The sequence below is a fragment of the Providencia sp. 21OH12SH02B-Prov genome (genome assembly GCF_027362595.1).
In the GTDB taxonomy this organism is placed as follows: Bacteria; Pseudomonadota; Gammaproteobacteria; order Enterobacterales; family Enterobacteriaceae; genus Providencia; species Providencia zhejiangensis.
This window is the reverse complement of record NZ_CP114796.1, coordinates 1,243,671-1,267,190: the sequence shown is the minus strand read 5'-3', so window position 1 is coordinate 1,267,190 and position 23,520 is coordinate 1,243,671. Positions and strand designations below refer to the sequence as shown.

Sequence of the window (23,520 nt, the reverse complement as noted above, 5' to 3'; positions counted from 1 at the left end):
AGGTGCTTCATTGGAACTGATACTCCCTGAAATTGGCTTTATTAGCTTACTGCTAACACTGTGTATAGCCAGTTTCCATACCTTGTTTGGGTTGGTTGGTTACGATAAAAAGACGCCTAATTCCGTAAAATTAGGCGTCTTTTGGTCCACTTTACAATTTATTTTTTTAGCTATCGCCTTTCTTTGTCTTACCATCAGCTTTATTGAAAGCCATTTTTCTGTGGTCTATGTCGCTCAACATAGCCATCGTCTATCGCCAATGGCTATCAAAATAGCCGCGGTTTGGGGCGGACATGAGGGTTCATTGTTATTATGGGCGTTATTCTTATCTGCTTGGAACTTACTTGTTGCCTGGCGATATCGTAAACAAAAACATCCATTTTTTGCGCTAGCCTTAATATTCCTGTCAGCCATGACCGCGGCATTGCTGTGGTTTATCGTCTTTTACTCCGATCCTTTTGTGCGGATTTTTCCACCTGCGATTGAGGGGCGTGATCTCAACCCCATGTTGCAGCATTGGGGGCTGATCTTACATCCTCCTCTACTTTATCTTGGTTATAGTGGTCTCATGGTCGTTACCTCATTAGTCTTAGCGGCTCTTGTTGCGGGTAATTTTAGTCAAACCATTGCATGGCTTTGTTGGCGCTGGGCCGTACCAAGCTGGTGCATATTAACTTTAGGTATCACACTCGGTTCATGGTGGGCTTACAGTGAATTGGGATGGGGTGGCTGGTGGTTTTGGGATCCTGTCGAGAATGCCTCATTATTGCCATGGCTAGCAGCAACCGCCCTACTACACAGCTTATCTGCATCACGAAAACAAGGAAATTTCCGCCACTGGTCAATGATGCTGGCAATTATGGCGTTTATTTTATCACTACTTGGTACACTGATCGTCCGTTCAGGCATACTCGTTTCAGTACATGCCTTTGCCCTTGATAATGTTCGTGCGTTACCGCTATTTTTGCTATTTATAATCATGAGTATGGTGGCCTTATTTATTTACAGTAGCAAAGCTCAAACCTTACCATCAAGGGCCAGAACTACACTCACGACAAGAGAAATCTATTTACAATTATCTTTGATTTTATTTGTGGTGGTCTTATGTATCGTACTCCTTGGTACCCTATATCCAATGCTCTACAGCATGTTTGGCTGGGGGAAAATATCTGTTGGCTCACCTTACTTTAATCACGCTTTATTTCCTTTTGGGCTATTAATGCTCGCGGTTATTGGCGCTTGGGCGCTACATTACCCAAAAATATCTCCCCGATTTTTTTACTGGCGTTTATTTCTCCTTATTATCTGTACGATTGGCATTACGCTGTATTTTTGGCGTGAAGGAAAGCTGTTCTCCAGTATGATGGCTATCATGGCTGCATTACTGCTTCTTTTGTGGTTGCGACCATTTCGAGATATACAGCGCCAATTATCCTCCTTAATTTCACACTCAGGTGTCATTATCTTCGCTATAGGTATTGCTTTCTCAACAGTGAGTAAACAAGAAGTTAGTGCAAATATGACATTAGGGCACTCTATTTCACTATCAGGGTATCAGTTTACGTTTCAACAGCTACAACTTGAGGCGCAATCTCATTACACAACAGAAAAGGCCTTAATCACTGTTGTTCAAAAAGATAAATTAATCAGTACGCTTGTGCCTGAACGTCGATTTTATACCGCCCGAAAACAACTCATGATTGAGCCAAGTATGCATTGGGGATGGATACGAAACTGGTATGCCGTTTTAGGCGAAAAAACAGGAAATAACCGTTATGCACTACGCTTTTATGTGCAAGATGGTGTTCAATGGATTTGGGGTGGCGCTTTGGTCATGTGCATTGGACTTTTTTGGGGTTGGATAAAAGGAAGAGCTAAGCATGTTTAAATTACACTACACCCCTTTATTCATTCTACTGCTCATGGTCACCTATATTGCAAAAGCTGATATCGTAGATACTTGGCAATTTACTCACCAAGAGCAACAATCTGTTTCATTACAAATAGCGTCACAATTACGTTGCCCACAATGCCAAAACCAAAATCTGCTCGAATCCAATGCCCCTACCGCTGTTAGCATGCGCCATCAAGTTTACAAAATGGTTGCAGAAGGCAAAACAGAAGCAGAAATTCTCGCTTTTATGACTGAGCGCTACGGTGATTTCGTTCTCTACAATCCGCCCCTGCGCATAGGGACGCTAGTATTGTGGCTATCGCCATTTATCGCTTTTATATTGATAATAATCCTAATTTATTATCGATATAAAAGCAGCCTCCCTAAGATTAAAAGACATTATCAAGACGTCATTACTCAACCCGCCTCACCGCAATGTCAGTTATCAAAACAGCTGACATCTGAACTTCCATTCAAAGTATCGCAAAATAGCGGTTCATGGTTGTTATCGCCTATTTCGCTGAATTTCACCCTCTTATTACTCTTATTTTTCACCGTTTCGGGTTATTTTTTATTGCCGCGTTTTAGTGAAAATTATAAAGAATATCAACGCACTGCTGACCCATTGTATTTATTGACACCAATACAACAACAGCAAAGTGATCTTGCACGTCTACAAGATAATATCCGTAAGTCACCTAAAAATGGGGAGCTTTGGGCCATTCTCGGTGAATACTACCTCTATCAAAATAATTATGAAGATGCATTAATAGCCTATGGGCAAGCACTGAAATATACAGGAGAAAATGCACAACTTTATTCAGCTATTGCGACAGTCCTTTATTATCAATCAGGGCAACAAATGACGGAGATGACCGTAAAAATGATAGATAAGTCATTATCAATTGATAAAAATGAAGTTACCGCCTTAATGTTATTAGCTTCAGATGCATTTATGAATGCGAATTATGAAAAAGCAATTAGCTTATGGCAACAATTACTAGATAGTAATAATGATAGAGTTAATCGCTCACAATTAATAGAAGCTATTAATATGGCTAACACAATGAAAAATAATCGCTAATTTTCCTACTTTTAATTTATCATTCGCATTCCCATTAACTTTAAAATAAGAAACCAGTAAATAAAATTAATTATTTTAATTAAATTAACCATAACAATTTATTATAAATTGTAACTCTTTGTCTTTATTTGAGCATTGTTATTACATCTTCATATAAATACCCTTCTACTTATGCTATCTTAAAATAGCCTAATTCATAAGTAACTATTATTTATAATAATATAGAAAGAGTAACGCCATGAAAAAGAATATATTTTCATATTTAATTATTGCTCTTATTGCTGGAGGATCATTTGTTGGAGGTATGATGGCTAATTATACCCCAGATCTTGATATCGTTAAAAAATCGCAAAAGGCTGTAGAGGACTTCCTCCCTTTTCCAGAAACGGCTGAGTATAAAAATGTGAATTACTATGAAATTCGTGAAACTCTTGATCATGGTATCCTTGGGTATGTATGTGGTGAAGTTCTTATCTTTAAAAGTGAAAATTCTTTTAGTTATAAAAGGTTTCTTGTCAAAACGTATATGCATAAAGATGGAAGAAACGTCGTTTCTATCCCTTTAATTGATCGCTCAGATAAAATTTTTCCTAGTGAAAATTTCAATTTTATCTGGAATCAATTCTGTCACGAAAGACCTAATAAAGAAGAGAGCAATAGCAGATAAAATTATTAACAATATTTAATTTTTTCTGTGTTTATACACCATTACCCTTATCTTCGAATTCTCTTGGTTATTGTTGATTTCTTTCAATTCATGTCGATTTATTACAGAGATAAAAAATCAACAAATTGAATTTAAAAGAAAATTTAGCATAAGTCAGTGTGAGTTAACTTAATAATATTAACACTTGAAATGTATTTTGATACATAGATCACATTTTTATCATCCAAATTATATTGTACATTAGTATCCAGATAAGGGATGAGTGATGACAGCTGATCATTCAATCACAGAAATATTATGATATTGATAACATGGCATGCTTATATCATAGCAGATAAAGATACAACCAATTTACAAACACGCTATGCAAAATAATGCCTAAGTAAAAAAATAGCGAAATTATTGCCAAACAATAATTCAATGAAGTTAATCACGAGCCTCTCACCAAGAAGCGTATATTAAAGAGTGAAAAAGATAACGCATGATAAAAGAGCGCTCTAGACATCGAATTCACTCACTTGGCACTTTAATGTTGCTACAAGTATAAGTAAATCTGACATCATGTATGATATAGTAGTGAAGAAAATAACCATAATACCGCTGTAAATTAAATCATGTAGTAGTGATTTCATTTAGTTAGAGTCCCTAAAGGGACTCTTTTTTTTATCTACAAAATATAAGAAAGTGTAATTTACTCTAACTCTCGACCATGCGTCTGTATTACTTTCTGGTACCACCAAAAGGATTTTTTACGTATTCGGGCTAATGAGCCATTTCCGTGATCATCTTTATCAACATACACAAATCCATATCGTTTACTCATCTCCCCCGTAGAGGCAGAAACCAGATCAATACACCCCCATGAAATATAGCCCATAACCGGTACACCATCCGCAATCGCTTCCGCTAATGCTTGGATATGTGCTCGATGATAGTCAATTCGGTAGTCATCAATAATTTCACCGTTTTCATCAAGCTTATCGTAAGCCCCTAAACCATTTTCAACTAAAAACAACGGTTTTTGATAGCGATCGTAAAGCATATTCGCTGTTAGCCGTAATCCCAAAGGGTCTATCCCCCACCCCCAATCACTATGTTGAATATAGGGAGAGGACAATGATTTTTCAGCGTTAACTGACTGATTTTCATCTCTTTCCATATCCGATGCAGCGCAACGAGAGGCATAATAGCTGAAAGACACAAAGTCCACTGTATTTTTAAGAAGTTGCTCATCTCCTTCCACTATTTCTAGCGAAACCCCCTTTTCACGAAAAATACGTTGGGCATAAGCAGGATAAATACCACGTACCTGTACATCAATAAAAAACAAGTTTTCACGATCCTTTTCCATTGCCGCCCACACATCAGCCGGTTTAGGAGACCAAGGATAATAACCTCCGCCCACTAACATGCAGCCAACTTGATTTTTGGCGTTAACTTCATGAGCAATCTTAGTCGCTAATGCACTTGCAATTAATTGATGATGAGCAGCCTGATATTTCACTTGCTCAATATTTTCATCTGCTTCAAACCATAATCCAGAAGACGAAAAGGGGGTATGAAGTAATAAATTAATTTCATTAAAAGTGAGCCAATATTTAACTAAACCATCAAAAGCTTCAAAGCAGGCCTTGGCATAAGTTGTGAAAAAATCAATCATCTTACGTTCACGCCATGAGCCATATTCAATCACCAAGTGCATCGGCACATCAAAATGACACAGGGTAACCAGTGGCTCGATATGATATTTTTTGCATTCATTAAATACGGCTTGATAATAAGCAATACCTTCTGGGTTTGGCGTAGTTTCATCACCTCGTGGAAATAACCGACTCCATGCAATTGAAGTTCTAAAAACCGAGAACCCCATTTCTGCCATTAAAGCAATATCACTTTTATATTGATGATAAAAATCAATGGCATCATGACTAGGATAATATTCATCTCTTTGTAACTGAAACCGTTTTTCTCTACCGATTTTTATGGGATACCTTTTTTCTCCATAAGGAATAACATCTGCGGTACTTAAGCCTTTCCCTCCTTCACTATAAGCACCTTCAGCTTGATTCGCTGCCATTGCTCCTCCCCACAAAAAACCTTGAGGAAATATCGTTTCAGACATGGTTACCCTCATATTTAAATAAGTTAACTATCTTTTTCAAAAATAGTAGATTCTATTTATTCCATCTAATTGTGGAATAATAATTTTAATAGGAGCACAAAAGTAAATTATTATCAAAATATAAACCAAGATAATATAATTAATATTTTATATTAATATATTTATAAGCCCACAATCACTTACAAGAAAACTAACAATATATCGTCATTGAAAACAACTCAACAATGAGAAATAATTATTTTTTGTGATTTTCCACACAAAAATAATCCATATCAAAATGCTTTATTTAATAAGATAGCCAAGAGATCAATTTATATTAAAAATAAATGACAGTCTTACAACGCTGACAAGGCGAAGAAAAGAGGAAAGAAAAAACCGCAAATAATTGATTTTATTAGAAACAAACTACAAAAAACCATAACATAATCATTGATTGGGTAAAATTTATAAATAAATTTCACCATCAATGATAACACTTAAGTTAACATCAAAATTAATAGACGAAGAATAGTGTTAACAACGCACTGACATCACCAATAATATTGGTCTGATAAAAGAACTCAAATGGCGTACAAACCATTTTTATGCTAGAAGCAATGGAGTAGCCTAATAGTTCTGTCATATCAATAGATGGCATAATCTGTTCCTTGTTATCGAAAACATTACAATAGTGACATTGATTGTAATAATCAATCAGAATAGTGTTAAAATGCCGTGCTGTACTTTTAAAACCACATAAAAATCACTCGCTATAACGAAGTGAATACCCTTTTCGTTTACGCTTACTTTTAGCTATTATCTTTTCTTTTCAATGTGGACTCACCAATAACCGCATAAAATTACAACTTATCTAAAATAAAGCAGCTATGTATTAACGATGCTGTTTTAAAATCCCCCCTCTAAACAGTCATTAATAGAATACTTATATTAAATAGACAAAGTATTTAAACATAATAAAATAATTGTGATATTAATCACTTTCTAAATAGTTAAAACACACTAGGTAGTAACACTTAATTGTTTGATTTGTATTTTTTCATGAAAATAGGCCACAGCAACACACTAAAAAATTACATAAAATAACAATTTCTTTTCAAATCAATCGATTAAAATAAATTATACATCAGGTAATAAAACAAAATGTGTAATTAAAGTTCCATACCTTAATGTAATTATCAATATTATAAATCATTTTACCCATCATTTGAGTTAAATGTGCTAAAAAACAACAATTCTGATAAGTGATTTTAATATTAAATAGCACGAATAGCTAATAAAAGCTTCAATATTTTATTTAAATCATATACACTCATCGCGGAACTATAAAAAGGAATTGTTATGTTTAAAGTTATTGAATCATTTTTTAGTGAATTGTCTAATGCAATGACGGCAAATAGCCGGCGTATTATTGTCACCATTCTCGCGGTTGCAACACTCTTTACTACAGTTACAGTGGAGGCCATTAATATCTATTTTATTGCTGCATTCTTATTCATTAGCTTTTCCTTATATCTACCTGAAATATATAAGTTTATAATGAACAAGATAAACTAAAGATTAGCCAGATAACACACATGCACTTATTTTTTGTTATTAGTTAGCAACTTATTACGTATTAACACCTAATTCACTTTATCCTAATACAAAATACAATACGTAATCAGTAAAAACAGCCAATATAAGCCGTCACTAATAGCACTAACAGGAATAAGAAGGATAGATGTTCACTCTAGTCTCGGTGACAGACTAAAACCACGCCTACTTTAAGTTTCCTTAAAAAATTGACATGGGCGCACTGTCCCACTCAACGAATCATGCCTGACCTAGTCCCTGAATATAATTGGTTAACCAATTATACATTAAACACTTAGCGATAAACTCTATCAGAATAGCAGCCTATTTAAATTTAATCATAGCTATTAGTCATATTTTATAAGTGAATACTCAAATAAACCATAATACTAAAAAAGAACTCATAACATCATACTCTTATGATCTTCTGCTTCAAAAACAAAAAAATAATACATTTAAATATCAAATAGATACAGGCAAAAACCTCTTTAATGAATTCAATCAAATTTATTAAAATCACGATAATTTATAGAGAAATTAAATAATAAAACCACTTATTAATAAACTTCATCTTTAAATAAAAGTTTAATTATTTGTGATTTATTCCACATAATATTAATGATTTTTTTTTAATACATGATCCACTCATCAAATTTTACCTCTTTTCATTTTTCATAGTTGTATTCCTCATAGCGCACACCTAAAAATTGGTAAACCAAATAACAAAATTGATAAACCAAATTTATTCCATCCTATTCGAAAGGAAATAATAAAATGCTACGCCCTATTGAAACATCAACCCGAGAGATCAAAAAACTGGATGGCCTTTGGTCATTTTGTTTAGATACAGCAGATCTCGGTATTACCGCACAGTGGTGGAAATTTCCTCTGCCTGACCACCGAACCATTGCCGTACCGGGGAGTTTTAACGACCAATTTGCGGATAACACTATTCGTAATTATGTCGGAAATGTTTGGTATCAGCGCGAAGTCTACATTCCAAAAGGTTGGGAACATCAAAGAATCATCTTACGATTTGATGCCGTAACACATAATGCCATGGTATGGCTAAATGACCATTTCCTAATCCAACATCAAGGAGGTTATACCCCCTTTGAAACTGATATTAGCCACTTAGTTTCAACAAATGAAAAAGTACGAATTACCGTTTGTGTCAGTAATGAACTCACATGGCAAACCATTCCTCCTGGCATAGTGACTCATGACGAAAATGGCAAAAAAACACAAGTTTATTTCCATGATTTTTTTAACTATGCCGGAATCCATCGTAGCGTCATGCTCTATAGCACGCCAAGAGTATTTGTCGACGATGCCATTATCGTCACTGAGCTATCCGATGATAAAAGCCAAGCCTCAATTCATTGGGAAATCATCGCTAATGGTGAAGTCGCCATTGAGTTATACGATCAAGATAAAAAATGCGTTGCTTTTGGGAATGGCAAACACGGTGTATTGCAACTCAGCTCACCTCACCTGTGGCAGCCGGGTCATGGCTACCTCTATACCTTGAAAATATTCGTTAATGATGCAAATCACTATGATGAATACCCTCTAAAAATCGGTATTCGCTCATTAAACATAAAAGATGAGCAGTTTTTAATTAATCATCAACCTTTTTATTTTACTGGGTTTGGGCGACATGAAGATGCGGATATTCGCGGAAAAGGCTTTGATTATACGTTTATGGTACATGACCATGCATTGATGAATTGGATTGGCGCCAATTCTTATCGTACCTCTCACTACCCCTATGCCGAAGAAATGCTTGATTGGGCAGATGAACACGGCATTATCATCATCAATGAAGTGGCAGCAGTCGGACTTAATTTAACTCTTGGTGTTAGCTCCGATGTTTGTCAGAAACCCCCCGTATTATTCAGTGATGAAACCGTCAATAGCGAAACCCAGCAAGCCCATTTACAAGCGATACAAGAGCTCATCAACCGCGATAAAAACCATCCTAGCGTCGTCATGTGGAGTATAGCAAACGAACCAGACTGCCAAGCCAAAGGCGCTAGAGCATACTTTGAACCATTAGTGCAAGCCACACGCAAACTTGATCCCACTAGACCCATTACTTATGTCAATGCCATGTCTGGAGACATTGAAAACGACATGATTATGGATCTTTTTGATGTTATTTGCCTAAACCGTTACTACGGGTGGTACCTAAAAAGTGGCGATTTAGAACGCGCCGAAAAAGCACTAGAAACTGAATTATTACAATGGCAAGAGAAGTTTCATCGCCCCATCATTATCACGGAGTATGGGGTCGATACCCTGCCCGGACTGCATTCCATGTATACCGATATGTGGAGCGAAGAGTTCCAATCTGCTTGGTTGGCAATGTACCACCGCGTTTTTGATCGCGTTAAAGCGGTTACTGGCGAACAGGTATGGAACTTTGCTGACTTTCATACCGCACAAGGTGTTTGGCGTGCTGGAGGTAATCGAAAAGGGATTTTTACTCGAGACAGAAAACCTAAAGGCGCAGCTTATTTATTAAAAAAACGGTGGAGTGAAATGAATTATGGGCAAAAACCTTTTCAAGGAGAAAAACAATGAATCAACAACTCTCTTGGCGTTCAATTATTGGTTATGGCCTAGGAGATGTTGCCAATAACTTTGCCTTTGCTATGGGGGCAATGTTTTTACTCAGTTATTATACCGATGTCGCCGGTATTGGTGCCGCAACAGCAGGTACCATGTTACTGGTTGTTCGAGTTTTTGATGCTTTTGCTGACGTTGCCGCTGGTCGTATTATTGATAAAACGCATACACGATGGGGGAAATTTAGGCCTTTCATCTTATTTGGTTCTGCCCCATTAATGTTCTTCAGCGTGCTGGTTTTTAGTGTTCCAACCGAATGGGCTCATAGCGATAAGGTCATTTATGCCTATGTCACTTATATGGCCTTAGGTGTTTGCTATAGTCTAATCAATATTCCCTATGGTTCCCTTGCTACGGCGATGACACTACAACCATTATCCCGTGCCAGATTAGGTGCAGCCCGAAGTATTGGGGGAGCCGTTACGGGTATCTTCCTGACACTTTTAATTACTCCTTTTGTATCAAGTGCTGGCGCTAATATAGCGTCAATTGAGATGGAAAAGGTCTATTTTTACGTGACATTAGGCTTAGCTTTCTTTGGTGTAGGGCTCTATTTTGTCTGTTTTAAATCTACCAAAGAAATTATTGTGGTCATGTATTCAATCTGGTGATTAATCTGTAATATAGGGTAATTTATCGGAGAATATTCATGGCTAAAGTCGATGTAAGGTGCCCATTTTGTCAACAAACTCCCTCAGTGAAAAAACATGGCCTAGGGAGTACAGGTCATCAACGTTATCGTTGTCAAGACTGCTGCCGAAGCTTCCAACTCGACTATGAATATCGTGCCTGCCAGCCCGGTACCAAAGATAAAATTATCGACCTAACGATGAATAATGCCGGTATTCGTGATACCGCTAGAGCCCTTCATATCAGCATTAATGCGGTTGTTCGCACTTTAAAAAACTCTCGCCGAAGCAGGTAACCTCTTTACCCCTTGATAATCTGCACATTGAACTCCTTTGCGAAGTCGATGAACAGTGGTCTTTTGTGGGTAATAAGAAGCAACAACGCTGGCTTTGGTATGCGTGGGAGCCCCGCCTAAAACGGATAATTGCTCATACGTTTGGTCGTCGAAACAAAAGGACTCTTCACCAGTTACTGGCTTTACTGTCTAGGTTTAATGTGGCTTTTTGGTGCACGGATAAGTTCAGTGCTTATGAGATATTGCCCAAGCAGAAACATGTGGTAAGTAAGTTTTATACGCAACGAATAGAAAGAGAGAATTTGAACCTGAGAAACCGCTTGAAGCGCCTTAACCGTAAGACGTTAGGTTACTCGAAGTCACCTGAAATGCATGACAAAATCATCGGTACATTCATTGAACGCGAATACTACCTATTATGATGATCTCTATATTGAATACACGACCAAAAAAACCATATACTGAATATGGTTTTTATCACTTAAAACGATTTCTATGAGTTAGGGGAAATTTTTCCGCCTAACGCATTTTAGATACGAACAAGGATATTTAGATTATTTTTCTAAATACCCTTAACCTGTCAGCAAAATTATGACTGGTATTTTTTATAAAAATTTTCACCGCACATGACTTTAATAAAGTCACCACTCACTGTCGTGACAGATAGAGGCTTATCTTTAGCAACATAGATAAATTGCTTTCTGATCTTATCTTCTTCTTTGACCGCTTTTACTTGGCCATTCTCCATACGATCAGAATCATAATTCACACAATAACCAAGTGTATTTGATGATTTCTTATCCTTAACCACCATGATTTCATTATATTTAAAACGATAGCCTTGGTTTTCTTTAGCCAATTTATCTTTGGCTTTATCACTTCTGGCAAAAGGCGAAGATAAACGATTCACCGCATCCGCATATTCAGCATCCATTTTATGACTGACAAATTGCTGATCCGCTGAATTCGCCTTACTGTAAACAACACCTTGCTGGGTTGTTTTTATGCTATACGCTTCCCAGTCTTCTGATTCTTTAACAATAGAGCTAGAATCAGTCAAGATATTGGCGAATTCGCCCCACATATCTTTATTTGAACTACAGCCTGTAACTAGCAGTGTAGCAGCGCTAAGTAGAGTAATTGGTAGAATATGTTTTTTCATTTTGATCCTAAAAGTTATAATTAATACTGCACAAATAAATTGTACTTAATGATATCTTTAAAGATTTTTTATTGTATATAGTAAATATATAATCTGCAAACATACTGATTATCATTGTCCAAGATTAAACTAAAACAAAGCGCTATATATCGAAATAAATTTAGAATAAAAACCAATAATTACAATTTAATTCGCAGTATAAAAAAAACGAGTGTCATCAATTTTAATTTAGATATTGATTCTCACAGAAAGCTAGCATTATAGTGACTTAGCTCTTATTCCCCAGATTAAACCCTGACAAAAATTTGATAAAAATTTGACATAGGAGCAAGATGAATAAAACATACAATGATGGCTTTATTTATATCTATTAATTACCATAGGAAAACAAATTTATCGGATATATCTTAATTAACTTAGATTTAATCTAACCGTCACTATCTATCGTTTTTAACATAGCGTACTACTTCAATAATTCTTGTCATCGATCTTAATCATCATTTTGTTTTATTTGCTAAGAGAGAGAAAGATGTCTAAAAGGTAAATAACTTTATCTTTTTTTTGGTAAGCTATTGATAATCATGAAGTATATCTTATTTTCACAACAAATAGTAATAGCCCTCAAACTGAATTTGAGTTAACACTATTATTGATAAAATTGATTCGAGCAATCGGCTCATGAGCAGCTATTCCATTGCTGCATATTCTCTTATTGCTTATTCCAAGTGATGACATCCAGTATTAGATTCATTATCGCATAGTGCCAATTGAGTTGTTATCCACTGGCAAAATACTTTTGTTAGGAGATGATTTTCACTTTCTTGATGAATTAACCATGCCCAGTTAGCTCCCATAATACGCTGTTCAGTTAAAGGGAATAACGGTCCTATTGCACATGCCTTGTAGGCGAGTAATTAACTCATAAGGCCCACACCAAGCCACTGAATAACAGCATCGAATAACAAACTGGGATCTGAAAAATTTAAACTACCAGTGTTTGCCCTACATTTTCGCCACCACGCATACTTCCATTACGCCAATTCATCGAATTAATTTGATTTTTGGTATTGATCTAAGCGGGGAATGCCAATAGCTAATTGCAGCAACATACTGTGCGTACCGATATGAAAATCTAGCCCTATCTCCGAGAGTACTAGACTACGTCTTTGACGAAAAATAGCGATTATTCAAGAAAGCGGCCTAAACGAGCTGTGAGCATCAAACACGCATCACGCATTTAAAGGCGGTTAATATTTTAACATCGCTGACAAGCCTATCTAATCAACACTCCGCTAATTATATCGCCAGATTTTATAGGCTTTGTCATCACCCGCAGCTCAATAGAACGTCACCTTTGTGGTGCTGTTTTTTTTCAGATGGATCTTCTTACCATTCGAGTCGAGCGTTAGAACAAAATTACATTGAGATGGAATATTTTGATGATCATAATGACACTTAGAATCGACTTGCAATATAGTCTGACCTAAAGCCCGAATTTCCATTAAATGGTCAAAAGCTTTGCTCATATCTTTACCATAGGTGATTCTAGTTTCAGAAATGACATCATCACCTTTGTAATATTTTATTGCGATAGGTAATTTAAACTCATTGTAAATATTTTCACCAAATTTTTCTTTGGTGTCAGCCAGTATTGAACCGGTAATAAAACCATCTTTATTGTATTGATATATCAATTCACCATTAGTGTCCTTCCTTGATATTATCTCACAGTTATTACCTATGGTCATTTCTACTGGCCCATTAGCATCCATACCTATTAACTTATTTTTTACTCTTTCTACAAAAAGGTAATTATGAAGACCACTCAGGTACTCATCTTTTTTCTGATTTAAGCTAAAACTCTCTACACAACCATCACGGCCAATTTTTAATTTTGATTCATAGTTGATAGTCTTATCTTCATTATAAACCGTTGATTTTATTTCTTTAACATTACCTTTGACTGGATTGAAGTCATATAACTCTGCCATGTTGAACACAACAGGATTGTACTCTTGTTTGTCAAATGCTGAGGATTCAAAAGATATAAAAAAAGTTAACGGTACAACTAACGCTATATATTTATTATTCATTTAATTTTACACCTTTAATCTACTAATATGCTGTGAATCATTCTTAATTATAATCATGTTGATTTATTGTTAATATTGTCGATTTTTATAGGCTGAAAATAACATAGGTAAATTTACTTAGAGCAAAAGATTTCAATGTATATATTTAAAAGTACGTATTTTTATTACGCTATTATACTCATAAATTTAACAAATTATTGTAAAAAGATCATTAACGATAAGAGCTTTGAAGGTTATTCTTGCGGTATATAAAAAGCTTAGAATTCAATAGAAAAGCGGTTATTTATTGGTAAAATTCCCCTTGTGAAGGAAAAGATTGCCAGCTGCCCTTTAATTTGAACACTTTATCTGTCTTAGCGATTAGACTCTTTTGAGCAAAAACCGCAGTGCCTAATCAATCATTCTTTCTAATTATGCCCACACATACGTAGATTTCAATAGGCTAAGTCACCCTAAATATAGGGTAATAAAACTAATTTATTGATTTATTTTAAGTTTTTAAGGGAGTTAGTAAAATCGGGGAACATCGAAATGGTACGCCCTACAGGGTTCGAACCTGTGACCTACGGCTTAGAAGGCCGTTGCTCTATCCAGCTGAGCTAAGGGCGCATCGAAAAATGCTTCAACCTATCTGGCTGATAGCGTGGGATTATACGGTTGCTACGCGCTGAGTCAATGAGTTTTCTCTACTAAAATAACTATCTGCTCATTTTATGTTACAGATAGAACTGACATTAACGCGAACTTCTGACAAAATAGAGGTATCCCCAAGTCTCATTTATGGATTAAGTCACAGATGTTAGCAAAAATTATTGATGGGAAAACGATTGCGCAGACAATTCGGCAGGAAGTTGCCCAAAAAGTACAACAACGCATAGAACAAGGAAAACGCGCCCCTGGTCTTGCAGTTATCTTAGTCGGTGCAAACCCTGCTTCACAAATTTATGTTGGTAGCAAACGTCGCGCCTGTGAAGAAGTTGGTTTCCTATCTCGTTCTTATGATTTACCAGATACAACCACAGAAGCAGAACTCCTGAAACTGATAGATGATTTAAACCAAGACCCTGAAATTGATGGTATTTTAGTTCAATTACCGCTTCCAGCAGGTATTGATAACGTAAAAGTCATTGAGCGCATTCATCCAGATAAAGATGTTGATGGGTTCCATCCGTATAATGTTGGTCGTCTATGCCAGCGCGCACCTCGTCTGCGTCCTTGCACACCAAGGGGGATTGTTACCCTATTAGATCGTTGTGGTATTAATACCTATGGTCTAAATGCCGTTATTATTGGTGCTTCAAATATTGTTGGTCGCCCAATGAGCTTAGAACTTCTGCTTGCTGGCTGTACAACCACAGTAACCCATCGTTTTACGAAAGATCTCGAACAACACGTCCGCAATGCGGATTTATTAGTTGTTGCTGTCGGTAAACCTAACTTTATTCCCGGTGAATGGGTCAAACCTGGCGCCATCGTGATTGATGTCGGTATTAACCGCCTTGAAAGCGGTAAAGTGACAGGAGATGTTGACTTTGATGAAGCTTCAAAACATGCATCTTGGATCACCCCCGTTCCTGGCGGCGTAGGGCCGATGACAGTCGCAACATTAATCCAAAATACGTTACAAGCGTGCGAAGAGTATCACGATATTTAATTTAATCAGGGAGCTGTCATGGATATTTTTAAACTTGAAGGTCACCCACACATTGAATTGTGTGATTTGCTGAAAATAGAAGGCTGGGCGGAAAGTGGCGCAATGGCTAAAGCGATGATCGCTGAAGGTTTAGTTCAAGTTGATGGCGTGGTAGAAACGCGTAAACGTTGCAAAATCACCGCTGGAAAAATCGTCTCTATGGACGATCAAAAAATCAAAATTCAAGACTAGTTAAAAAATAATAAAGTAAGCTGATCTTCCATTTCGGCTTACTTTTATATTTCACGTGCTATTTTTAAGCACGATCATACATAATGATACAACCAAGTAATACAATTATAAAAATAGCGATTTATCATATAATGAATCAAATCACTGAAGAACCAACCCCTACATAAAATGAGTATGTTTCGATCACCCCTTCCCTTTACTTAAATCATATTTGTAAAAATAGTTTTATGCACTTCTCTGATTATCGTATTGCTTTAAAACACTTATTTATAGACAACATCAAGCTCCGCGGTTCCCGTTGCTTTACCTGGTTTTTCAGTGCCATTAGGGCATAACGACCAAACGAGAGGTTGCGTCTGTGAAGCTCCGGACGTATTCGCCCCCAATAGCATAAAATTTAAACCTTGGTTCTTTTCTGAAAAAGGAATGCTTGACGCTCTATCCAAACAACCAACAGCGTCAGTTGCTGCATTACTACCTATATAACCGCGGACTAATCCTCCTATTGTGCCATCACCATAATGCAAACTAATTGCATGAGTTCCCACTAACATTGATGGCGCGACAGGTGTTCCAGAAATACCAATTTGAAAAGCTCGGCCATTATTAATGCCACAGTTAACCGTGATTGAAGATGTCGGATTAATAACAGGCAGCCCTTTTGTCGTATCGAATGTCACTTCTGTCGGCGTAGATATAGAGCAAGGGGGATAACTAACGGTTAGTGTTCCACCTTCAAAAATTTGTTGGTTGACTAAATCACCGTTACTTGTAGCCGCTTTTATGAGATAAAGATTCGGTAATGTATAAGACCCAGGCTTTGCATTAGGCCCTACATATAAAAAGAGTTTACCTTGTATTGAAGCCTTATTATTTTTTTTCTGTGGATTCCATACGTGATCCGTTGGTTCTGGCCAAGCAGAGCCACACCACATTGCAGATGGCACTTGTGTTGGAGTGACAGTATAACTACCGTTACTACTCCATGTGCCTTTTACAGTAATATCTTTATAATTTGCAGATGCGGGTTGCGCTCCAGCGCCAACTGACGCTACCCCTGTTGCATTGGTACTTTGGAGACCAATAATGATATCTTCCGCGACTTTATAACCTTTCATATTACCGACAACAGCTTCATTCGAATTTGATAAACAGTTGTATGCTGTTGAGGATGTATGCACCGCAAAACCATCGGCCCTATTTGCCGCAGCTGAGAATGCACTACTAATTGATGTTAATGTAACTTCTGCATTTACATTACCAAGCGATATAACACTTTCACCCGGTGTCGCGTTAATATTGACTGCCAATGCAGAAGAAGGCATAAAACTAAATGCTATCACTGCGCTAGTAACATATTTATGAAGTACTAAGCTCATAACGGCTTTATATTTTAAATAATGATATTTCATAATCAGTCAAATACCTTAATGCGTTTTGTTATTTTACCGGAGCACATGTGTAAGTTACTTGGCGTATTGGTTGATCGACGTCTAACGTCACATTCGTTAAATCAAAGCTAACCGTGCATTGTTTTTCTGCGGATTCCCCCCATTTAACGAGAAGTTTCCCTTTTTCCGGCAATCCAGTTAAATAAACTAATCCTGCATCACCCACAATGCTGCTGTAGTTATCCGTTGTATGTTGGAGACTGGCTATGGCACCAAACGGAACTGGACTATTATTTTTAATAATCGTCATTAATACTTGGTAGCCTTTTTTGGTCGTGAAATTAACGGGGACAACAGCCCCTTTACTTGGATAGATATTGATATTCGTTTGCGCCACATCGACATCATCAGGCAATGTCGTTGGATCGATACTAATGCTATTTCTTCTATAATCGGAAAGGTAAGGCGCTATACCATAACCTCTCCAGTCAGAACGAGCAGACCCATTATTAATGCTGACATCCGGTGCATCAGGTAAGTAAACCAGAGCTACCGATTCCCCCATATTTTTTGCTAATGTCAGCCCACCAGAATGGAGTAATAAGCCGCCATTTGCGTTCATATTAAATGTTTGAGTCTCACTGCTATGACTATAGCCAGCAGTAACGCTGCCCTTACTTCCTTGGTAACCAACGTTAATATTGCTGTTATTAACACCGTCTTTGTTTTCCCAACTTTGGGAAGCGCTATAGGTCAAATCACCACTCATTAAACTGCCATTAATCCCTGTTTGGATTTGCGATCGTCCATTATTATCGCGAGTGTAGTAGCTAGTTGAATAAATAGACTGTAAAGACTCCGAGTGGCCAAATATGCTAAATGGGATACTTATATTAAAGGAAATTTGCCTATTTTCAGGCCAACTGCCATTATCATCTTTAATTCTATCGATACTATAGTTAGCACCGTAACTTATCCCCTTATAATTATTACTGTAGCCAATCGAGCCACCCGTTTGCGTTCTAGAACTCCCCCAATAATCATCGCGAGTTGCTCGCACATAAAGGGTTCCCCAATCTCCCATGCGTTGACTGACTTGAGTTTGAAAACTACTACGCCGTCTTTGCATTGCCCATGGGTAAACGCCCTCTTCAAGCTGATAGCCTTCAGAGTTAAATTCACTGAAATTATAATAATTGCGTGTTGAATAACGTAGTGCAGTAAGGTCAATGGAAGTTCCAGTGCTCATCATACTTTTCGAGTAACGAAGACGATAAGATTGCCCCGTTTTTCGTGAATCACCGTTTAGTTTTGCAATAGATGATGTAACATCAAGTGAAACAGCACCTATACTGCCTAATGAAATTCCCGCCCCTATGTTGGCCGCTTGATAGTCTTCAGCCGCTAATACACCACCATAAACCGTTGTATCATTCGGTAATCCGTAAACCGCCGTGCCTAATAAAAACTCTGCCTCACGAGAACTATTAGTCACGTTTCCATCGTAGCGGCCAGCAGTAATTTCATATTTCCAACCACCAGGCCTTAACATCACTGGTAATGATGAATAAGGCACAATAAATTTTCTCTCTGTGCCATTCGCTTCAGTGATGGTGACATCATAGTCCCCTGAAAGCCCAGCTTCTTGAATATCATTAATATAAAAGGCGCCAGGCGCGACATAGGTTTCATAAATAACATTACCATTTTGACGTACAGTAACCCTTGCATTACTGTTCGCAACACCTTCAATAGGAGGTGCATAGCCACGTAATTGACTTGGTAGCATCTCTTCACTGGAGCTTAATTTTAAACCGCGAAAAGGAACGCTATCAAAAACATCCCCCCCAGTGTTATTTTCACCCACTAATAAAACTGAACGTAATGCAAATAATTCACGATACAGATAAGTATTGGTAAAACGCGTATAACGTTGATGTTCCTTCTTTTGCGCTTGACCATCCGTATTCTGTTGGCTATGAGTAATGGTGCTACGTAAACGCCATGCCCCGGCATTAAGACCGGCTCTCACCGTTGCAAAAAAATTATCGCTTTTTCTATTTGAACTCAGTTTTGATTTATTTTCAGTATGTCCATAGCTGAAACTATAATTAGCCATCAGTGCAGGTACGCCATAATCCAGCAAATCAGGATCTAATGATTCGTTATGACTTGCTTTCATGGCGACTTGAGGGATGCTAATTTCTAATTCCAAAATAGCGATATTAAAATGCGTCGATGCATCTGGAATTAATGCCGATAAGTTATCAATAGAATAATTTTCTGGTAAGTCTTTTGTTTTTGGTAATTGTTTAATGTTCACCCCATATTTTTCTAAAAATGCGGGGGTTAATACAGGTGATACAACTCCCTGATTATTTTCCTTGAATGTAACGGGCAGTTGCCCAATCCCAACTTGGTTTATATAAACAGAAACGAGATATTCACCCGGTGCAATACTGCCTTTTTTAGCATAGGCAGATAAGTCAACTTGATCCGTTTCGCCCATCGCTTGTAAAAATGCCGGATCAAAATAATCCTCTGCTACCGCAGAGTGAATGCTTAACATCAAGCACAACGCAATAGGATGCCATACAAATTTAGTAGGACTTACGCAAACAGGTGATATGTGCTTATTTCTATTCATATTTATATCCATTGACTTATCAATAGCAAAATGAGGCCTAAAGCAGTAAGTGCTCTTTTTTACTTGTTTTCATTTCAATAAAGAGAACTGAATAATGACAATTCGCTCGTATATTGCTGTGTTACCCCACCGTCCCGATCAATTAACGTCCATATCAGTTCACCTTTGGTATTTTCAGGTAATGGATATTGTTGTTGCCCCATTGGTGGAACCATTTCAAATAAAGATGAGGGGTCTATAATGTTATTTCCCACCTTAATTGAATCGAAAGTCACATAATAAGGCGTTGGGTTTTTTACGACTAAACGACCTTTATCTCGATAAAAAACGAGTTTCTTTGATATTTCATCATCACTATATTTTGGTAATCCATCTGGTCGATAAAACAGTTTTAGATGGTTTTGCGTTGCAATAATAATTTGCGATCTTGCTGCATTACCCTCTTCTTTTTTCTGATTCGGTATTGCTCTTATATTAAGAGTAAATAATGACTCACGATCCTTGGGCATTTTATGGTTAATCGCTTTAATCATTAAGACTACTGAGTCTTTTTCATTAACTTTTTCTAATGGTGGCAGTACAATAAAATCAGGTTTCTTTTGCCCGCTGGCATTTGGTTCTGTTACCTGAGACTGCAATAAATAAGCCATATTGCTGTAATTAGTCACTTTAAACGCGACGCCCTTTTGAGCAGACTCAGGATAAATGACTCTCGTGGATTGCATTGCAATTCCATCATATTTAAGCGCGTTTTGGCTGTTTGATGTGATTGGCAATAGCCATATAAAATGAAAAAATAACAAAGCACGCCATGATGAAAATTTCATTATTTTTTCTCTCCACCTTTCAAGGCTTGATGGTATTCTCGACTTTCTCCACCAAAATCATTCATCACTCTCCAAGTTATATCTTTAGCCTCTTGGTTAATTTGGTATTTTATGTCTGAAAAAGGAGCAACCATCATTCCTGCACTTTGATTATCTATTTGCTTTCCATTTACCTTTAGTGAAGAGAATGTCTGAAAATAAGCCGTTGGATTATTCACAATCAAGACATTTCCTTTTTGCTGATAAGTCAGCTGTGATGGTGCCTGATTTACGCCGCTAATAATATTTTCGGGTCGGTAAAATAATTTAATAACCATTTGTAAGCCAAAAGAGACTTGCGAATAACTTTCGCTACTTTCTGTTAATTCATTCTTTGGTACGCTTGGTATCGCTAAAAAACTTAAATAAAAAACAGATTCTCTATCAGTAGGTAGATGCTTTATTTGATTAGGCATAATCACTACTGTATTTTGGCTTTGTGATTCCATTCTAAATAAAGGTGGATTCACTAAAAAAGGTGCTTTTTCTTGACTGTCAGGTGAAATCAATACATTAACCTTAACTAAATAGGTATTATTGCTACGATTTTCTATTGTTGCCTTTGTGCTCTTCGCCGTCCCTAAAAAAATAACACGTGTTTGGTTCAGCAATACGCCGCCATCCGCAATAGCGATATTAAATATGCAACTAAATAATAAAGTTAATAACACTAAAAAAAGTTTCATCATTATTTTCAGTCATAAAAAAATTGAAATGTTACTGTGCTATGGAGTTTTCCACCTTGTAATTCACCGCTACAATTCCCACATGAAATTGTTGTCGTAAACGGTATTTTCGTTTTATTTAATATCGATAATGGGCTATTAGCCGTCCAAGTCGCATTAATCCACCCTGTTTCAGCTAAATTATTATTTGCTTTGAAATAGCTGTTTCCCTCTGTAGTGAGTAAAAAACCATATCCTTTCGCTGTTGAACTGGCTGAATTTACATATAAAGGGCTACCACCAAGTGTTAAGCTTTCACCTGATACTTTAATTTTAGGTGTATAGTGAGTTAAGCTTTTACTATCACAATTAATAAAATCTAAGGTAAATTTTTCTTGTACCGCTGTTCCATTCTTCACATTCGAGGTCAAAATACTTGCGCCGTTATTAAATTCAATAATCGGCTGGCTGACACTAATTTCGCATGTGCCTTGAAGATACTCCGCTGAAAAATGAATGCGAATTGGCTCTGCTTTTACTAAGGCTATATGCCCCAGATAGTTTAATGTAATGACCAACAAAGCAAATTTCATAATCCGCTGTAATTGTTTATGCAAGATGAAAAAATTCTGCACAGCTGCCCCTTACTTCTCACTGAAAAAGAACGGTAAATGTAATATTGGCTTTTAAAAAATCAGGAGTAACCGTGTTCTCTACGCTGACAAGCCCAATTTCAAAATACTCCGTACTTGAGAATTGATTCGATGAATTTAATGGTGTTAAGGCAACCTGCTTACCTTGATTTTCTAATGCGTCATCATTATAAAAATCATTTAATCCACGTGTTTTTATCTTCCGCTGGATCATAAATCCTGTTCCATTAGGAGCGCCGTCTAAAAAAACTTTATTATTACCGCTATACGGCGTTATGCCTTTTAAACTTAATAACGGTGTTGTATTCCCACCTTCACATGAAACTTTTGCTGTAATCGGTTGTATTTCAACCGTTGTTTTTGCCGTTGGAAAATCGGTAACACTGTAAGGCTTAAAATCCAGTGACTTTTCTGATAACTCAATAGCGCAGCTACCATCAACTAAAGACGCTGATAAATCGACTTTTGCAGTACTCTCTGCATGAGCATGACTGATATTTACCAACATCAATGCCAGAAATATCGATGACAGTTTATTGAACCGAGCCATTGAATTGATCCCTTCCGCCAAAGTCATTGATTGCGCTCCACTGCACCTTGCCTTTTTGGTGAATATCTTGATACACCACATCACTAAAAGGGGCGATCATGGTATTACCTAATTTGGGATTAAGCTTAACCAATTTATTAGCCACTTTAATTTCACTGAGCGTGATGTAATAAGGTGTCGGGTTGGCCACTTTTAATCCATTAGAGTGCAGAGAGAATTTCAATAACCCCATCGCCTCTTTTTGGCTAATAGAAAACTTAACAGGTCGATAAAATAGTTTGATCGTATTTCCCGTTGCAATTTGCAATGTCCCTGCCAAGTTAGGGTTTGCTTTATCATCAAGCTTATCTGTTGCTGGTAATGCTATTGCTCTAAAATAAAAAATAGATTCACGATCTTTTGGTAAATCATTTTTAATTCTGATAATTTTAACCTGATTTAAATTATTAGGTTCCAAGCGAAACATAGACGGTGTTGTCACAAACTTATCTTGAGCGACTTGTCCTTGTACATCACGATAAATTTGTGTACGAATTAAATATGGCGTATTCGAATTGTCTTCGCTTTTGATAGTAATGTTCGCACCTACATTGTCCCTACTCTCATTATAAATAATGCGAGTTCCATGCAATATGATCCCCGCTATTGCTGAGGTTGAACTCAGTAATAATAACATTGTTCCAATCATGCCAAATACTTTTACTATCATATCC

The 23,520-nt window shown here is 36.9% G+C and carries 18 protein-coding genes, 1 tRNA gene and 1 pseudogene; 8 read left to right on the top strand and 12 right to left on the bottom strand.

The annotated features are described in order from the left end of the window. Positions 1–10 precede the first annotated feature (10 nt). The 3 genes from O7C57_RS06075 to O7C57_RS06065 all read left to right on the top strand — a co-directional run bounded on the left by O7C57_RS06075 (position 11) and on the right by O7C57_RS06065 (position 3,645). Entirely contained in the window at positions 11–1,888 is a 1,878-nt protein-coding gene (locus O7C57_RS06075; RefSeq protein ID WP_269723774.1) for a heme lyase CcmF/NrfE family subunit, read from the top strand. After that, the gene (gene nrfF / locus O7C57_RS21860; RefSeq protein ID WP_420223190.1) at positions 1,881–2,978 is read left to right on the top strand and encodes a heme lyase NrfEFG subunit NrfF; all 1,098 of its coding nucleotides are present in this window, start codon (positions 1,881–1,883) and stop codon (positions 2,976–2,978) included. Before O7C57_RS06075 ends, nrfF begins: the two co-directional genes overlap by 8 nt. 238 nt (positions 2,979–3,216) lie before the next feature. Next, on the top strand, positions 3,217–3,645 hold the full coding sequence (locus O7C57_RS06065) for a hypothetical protein (RefSeq protein ID WP_196713404.1): 429 nt from the start codon (positions 3,217–3,219) through the stop codon (positions 3,643–3,645). Between the two features lie 691 nt (positions 3,646–4,336). Here O7C57_RS06065 and ascB read toward each other — a convergent pair. Both ascB and O7C57_RS06055 read right to left on the bottom strand, forming a co-directional pair. Continuing rightward, the gene (gene ascB, locus O7C57_RS06060) at positions 4,337–5,767 is read right to left on the bottom strand and encodes a 6-phospho-beta-glucosidase (protein ID WP_269723773.1); all 1,431 of its coding nucleotides are present in this window, start codon (positions 5,765–5,767) and stop codon (positions 4,337–4,339) included. A gap of 493 nt (positions 5,768–6,260) precedes the next feature. After that, the gene (locus tag O7C57_RS06055) at positions 6,261–6,404 is read right to left on the bottom strand and encodes a hypothetical protein (protein WP_154635554.1); all 144 of its coding nucleotides are present in this window, start codon (positions 6,402–6,404) and stop codon (positions 6,261–6,263) included. 1,709 nt (positions 6,405–8,113) lie between these two features. Here O7C57_RS06055 and uidA point away from each other — a divergent pair. The 3 genes and pseudogenes from uidA (at position 8,114) to O7C57_RS06040 (ending at position 11,317) form a co-directional block, all read left to right on the top strand. After that, the gene (uidA, locus tag O7C57_RS06050) at positions 8,114–9,925 is read left to right on the top strand and encodes a beta-glucuronidase (protein ID WP_154622915.1); all 1,812 of its coding nucleotides are present in this window, start codon (positions 8,114–8,116) and stop codon (positions 9,923–9,925) included. Continuing rightward, positions 9,922–10,560: pseudogene (locus O7C57_RS06045) on the top strand (MFS transporter); the annotation flags it as partial. The gene uidA and the pseudogene O7C57_RS06045, both read left to right, overlap by 4 nt. 59 nt (positions 10,561–10,619) lie before the next feature. Further along, positions 10,620–11,317 (top strand): IS1 family transposase gene (locus O7C57_RS06040; protein ID WP_269723143.1). Its coding sequence is split into 2 segments (ribosomal slippage): positions 10,620–10,869 and positions 10,869–11,317, totalling 699 coding nucleotides; the frame shifts between segments, so codons are not numbered across the junction. Positions 11,318–11,484: 167 nt separating this feature from the next. Here O7C57_RS06040 and O7C57_RS06035 read toward each other — a convergent pair. The 3 genes from O7C57_RS06035 to O7C57_RS06025 all read right to left on the bottom strand — a co-directional run bounded on the left by O7C57_RS06035 (position 11,485) and on the right by O7C57_RS06025 (position 14,759). After that, positions 11,485–12,057 carry a hypothetical protein gene (locus tag O7C57_RS06035; RefSeq protein ID WP_154622038.1) on the bottom strand — a complete coding sequence of 191 codons (573 nt, stop codon included), beginning with the start codon at positions 12,055–12,057 and terminating at the stop codon, positions 11,485–11,487. A 1,337-nt stretch (positions 12,058–13,394) separates the two neighbouring features. Continuing rightward, positions 13,395–14,150, bottom strand: coding sequence for a YnfC family lipoprotein (locus O7C57_RS06030; RefSeq protein WP_154635574.1), 756 nt, complete (start codon positions 14,148–14,150; stop codon positions 13,395–13,397). Positions 14,151–14,682: 532 nt separating this feature from the next. Then, positions 14,683–14,759, bottom strand: a tRNA-Arg gene (locus tag O7C57_RS06025). Between the two features lie 187 nt (positions 14,760–14,946). On the opposite strand from O7C57_RS06025, the gene folD reads away from it, so the two are divergent. Further along, positions 14,947–15,804 (top strand): bifunctional methylenetetrahydrofolate dehydrogenase/methenyltetrahydrofolate cyclohydrolase FolD, encoded by an 858-nt coding sequence (gene folD, locus O7C57_RS06020; RefSeq protein WP_154623451.1) that lies wholly within the window; start codon positions 14,947–14,949, stop codon positions 15,802–15,804. Between the two features lie 18 nt (positions 15,805–15,822). Then, positions 15,823–16,035 carry a ribosome-associated protein YbcJ gene (gene ybcJ, locus O7C57_RS06015; protein ID WP_154623452.1) on the top strand — a complete coding sequence of 71 codons (213 nt, stop codon included), beginning with the start codon at positions 15,823–15,825 and terminating at the stop codon, positions 16,033–16,035. Between the two features lie 263 nt (positions 16,036–16,298). Here the strand turns inward: ybcJ and O7C57_RS06010 are convergent, their stop codons facing one another. From O7C57_RS06010 to O7C57_RS05980, 7 genes are all read right to left on the bottom strand, one after another. Further along, positions 16,299–17,447: a hypothetical protein gene (locus O7C57_RS06010; protein WP_154623453.1), complete on the bottom strand. Its 1,149-nt coding sequence runs from the start codon at positions 17,445–17,447 to the stop codon at positions 16,299–16,301. Between the two features lie 28 nt (positions 17,448–17,475). Then, positions 17,476–20,073, bottom strand: a complete 2,598-nt coding sequence (locus O7C57_RS06005) for a fimbria/pilus outer membrane usher protein (RefSeq protein ID WP_167520912.1) — start codon at positions 20,071–20,073, stop codon at positions 17,476–17,478. A gap of 74 nt (positions 20,074–20,147) precedes the next feature. Continuing rightward, complete coding sequence (locus O7C57_RS06000; protein ID WP_196713411.1) at positions 20,148–20,900, bottom strand: fimbrial biogenesis chaperone; 753 nt, start codon at positions 20,898–20,900, stop codon at positions 20,148–20,150. Continuing rightward, positions 20,900–21,628: a fimbrial biogenesis chaperone gene (locus O7C57_RS05995; protein ID WP_269723772.1), complete on the bottom strand. Its 729-nt coding sequence runs from the start codon at positions 21,626–21,628 to the stop codon at positions 20,900–20,902. The genes O7C57_RS06000 and O7C57_RS05995 overlap by 1 nt, the downstream gene beginning before the upstream one ends. A 5-nt stretch (positions 21,629–21,633) precedes the next feature. Further along, positions 21,634–22,221, bottom strand: coding sequence for a fimbrial protein (locus O7C57_RS05990; RefSeq protein WP_269723771.1), 588 nt, complete (start codon positions 22,219–22,221; stop codon positions 21,634–21,636). Positions 22,222–22,255: 34 nt separating this feature from the next. Continuing rightward, positions 22,256–22,807, bottom strand: coding sequence for a fimbrial protein (locus tag O7C57_RS05985; protein WP_154623460.1), 552 nt, complete (start codon positions 22,805–22,807; stop codon positions 22,256–22,258). Further along, complete coding sequence (locus O7C57_RS05980) at positions 22,791–23,516, bottom strand: fimbrial biogenesis chaperone (protein WP_269723770.1); 726 nt, start codon at positions 23,514–23,516, stop codon at positions 22,791–22,793. The genes O7C57_RS05985 and O7C57_RS05980 overlap by 17 nt, the downstream gene beginning before the upstream one ends. Positions 23,517–23,520 lie beyond the last annotated feature (4 nt).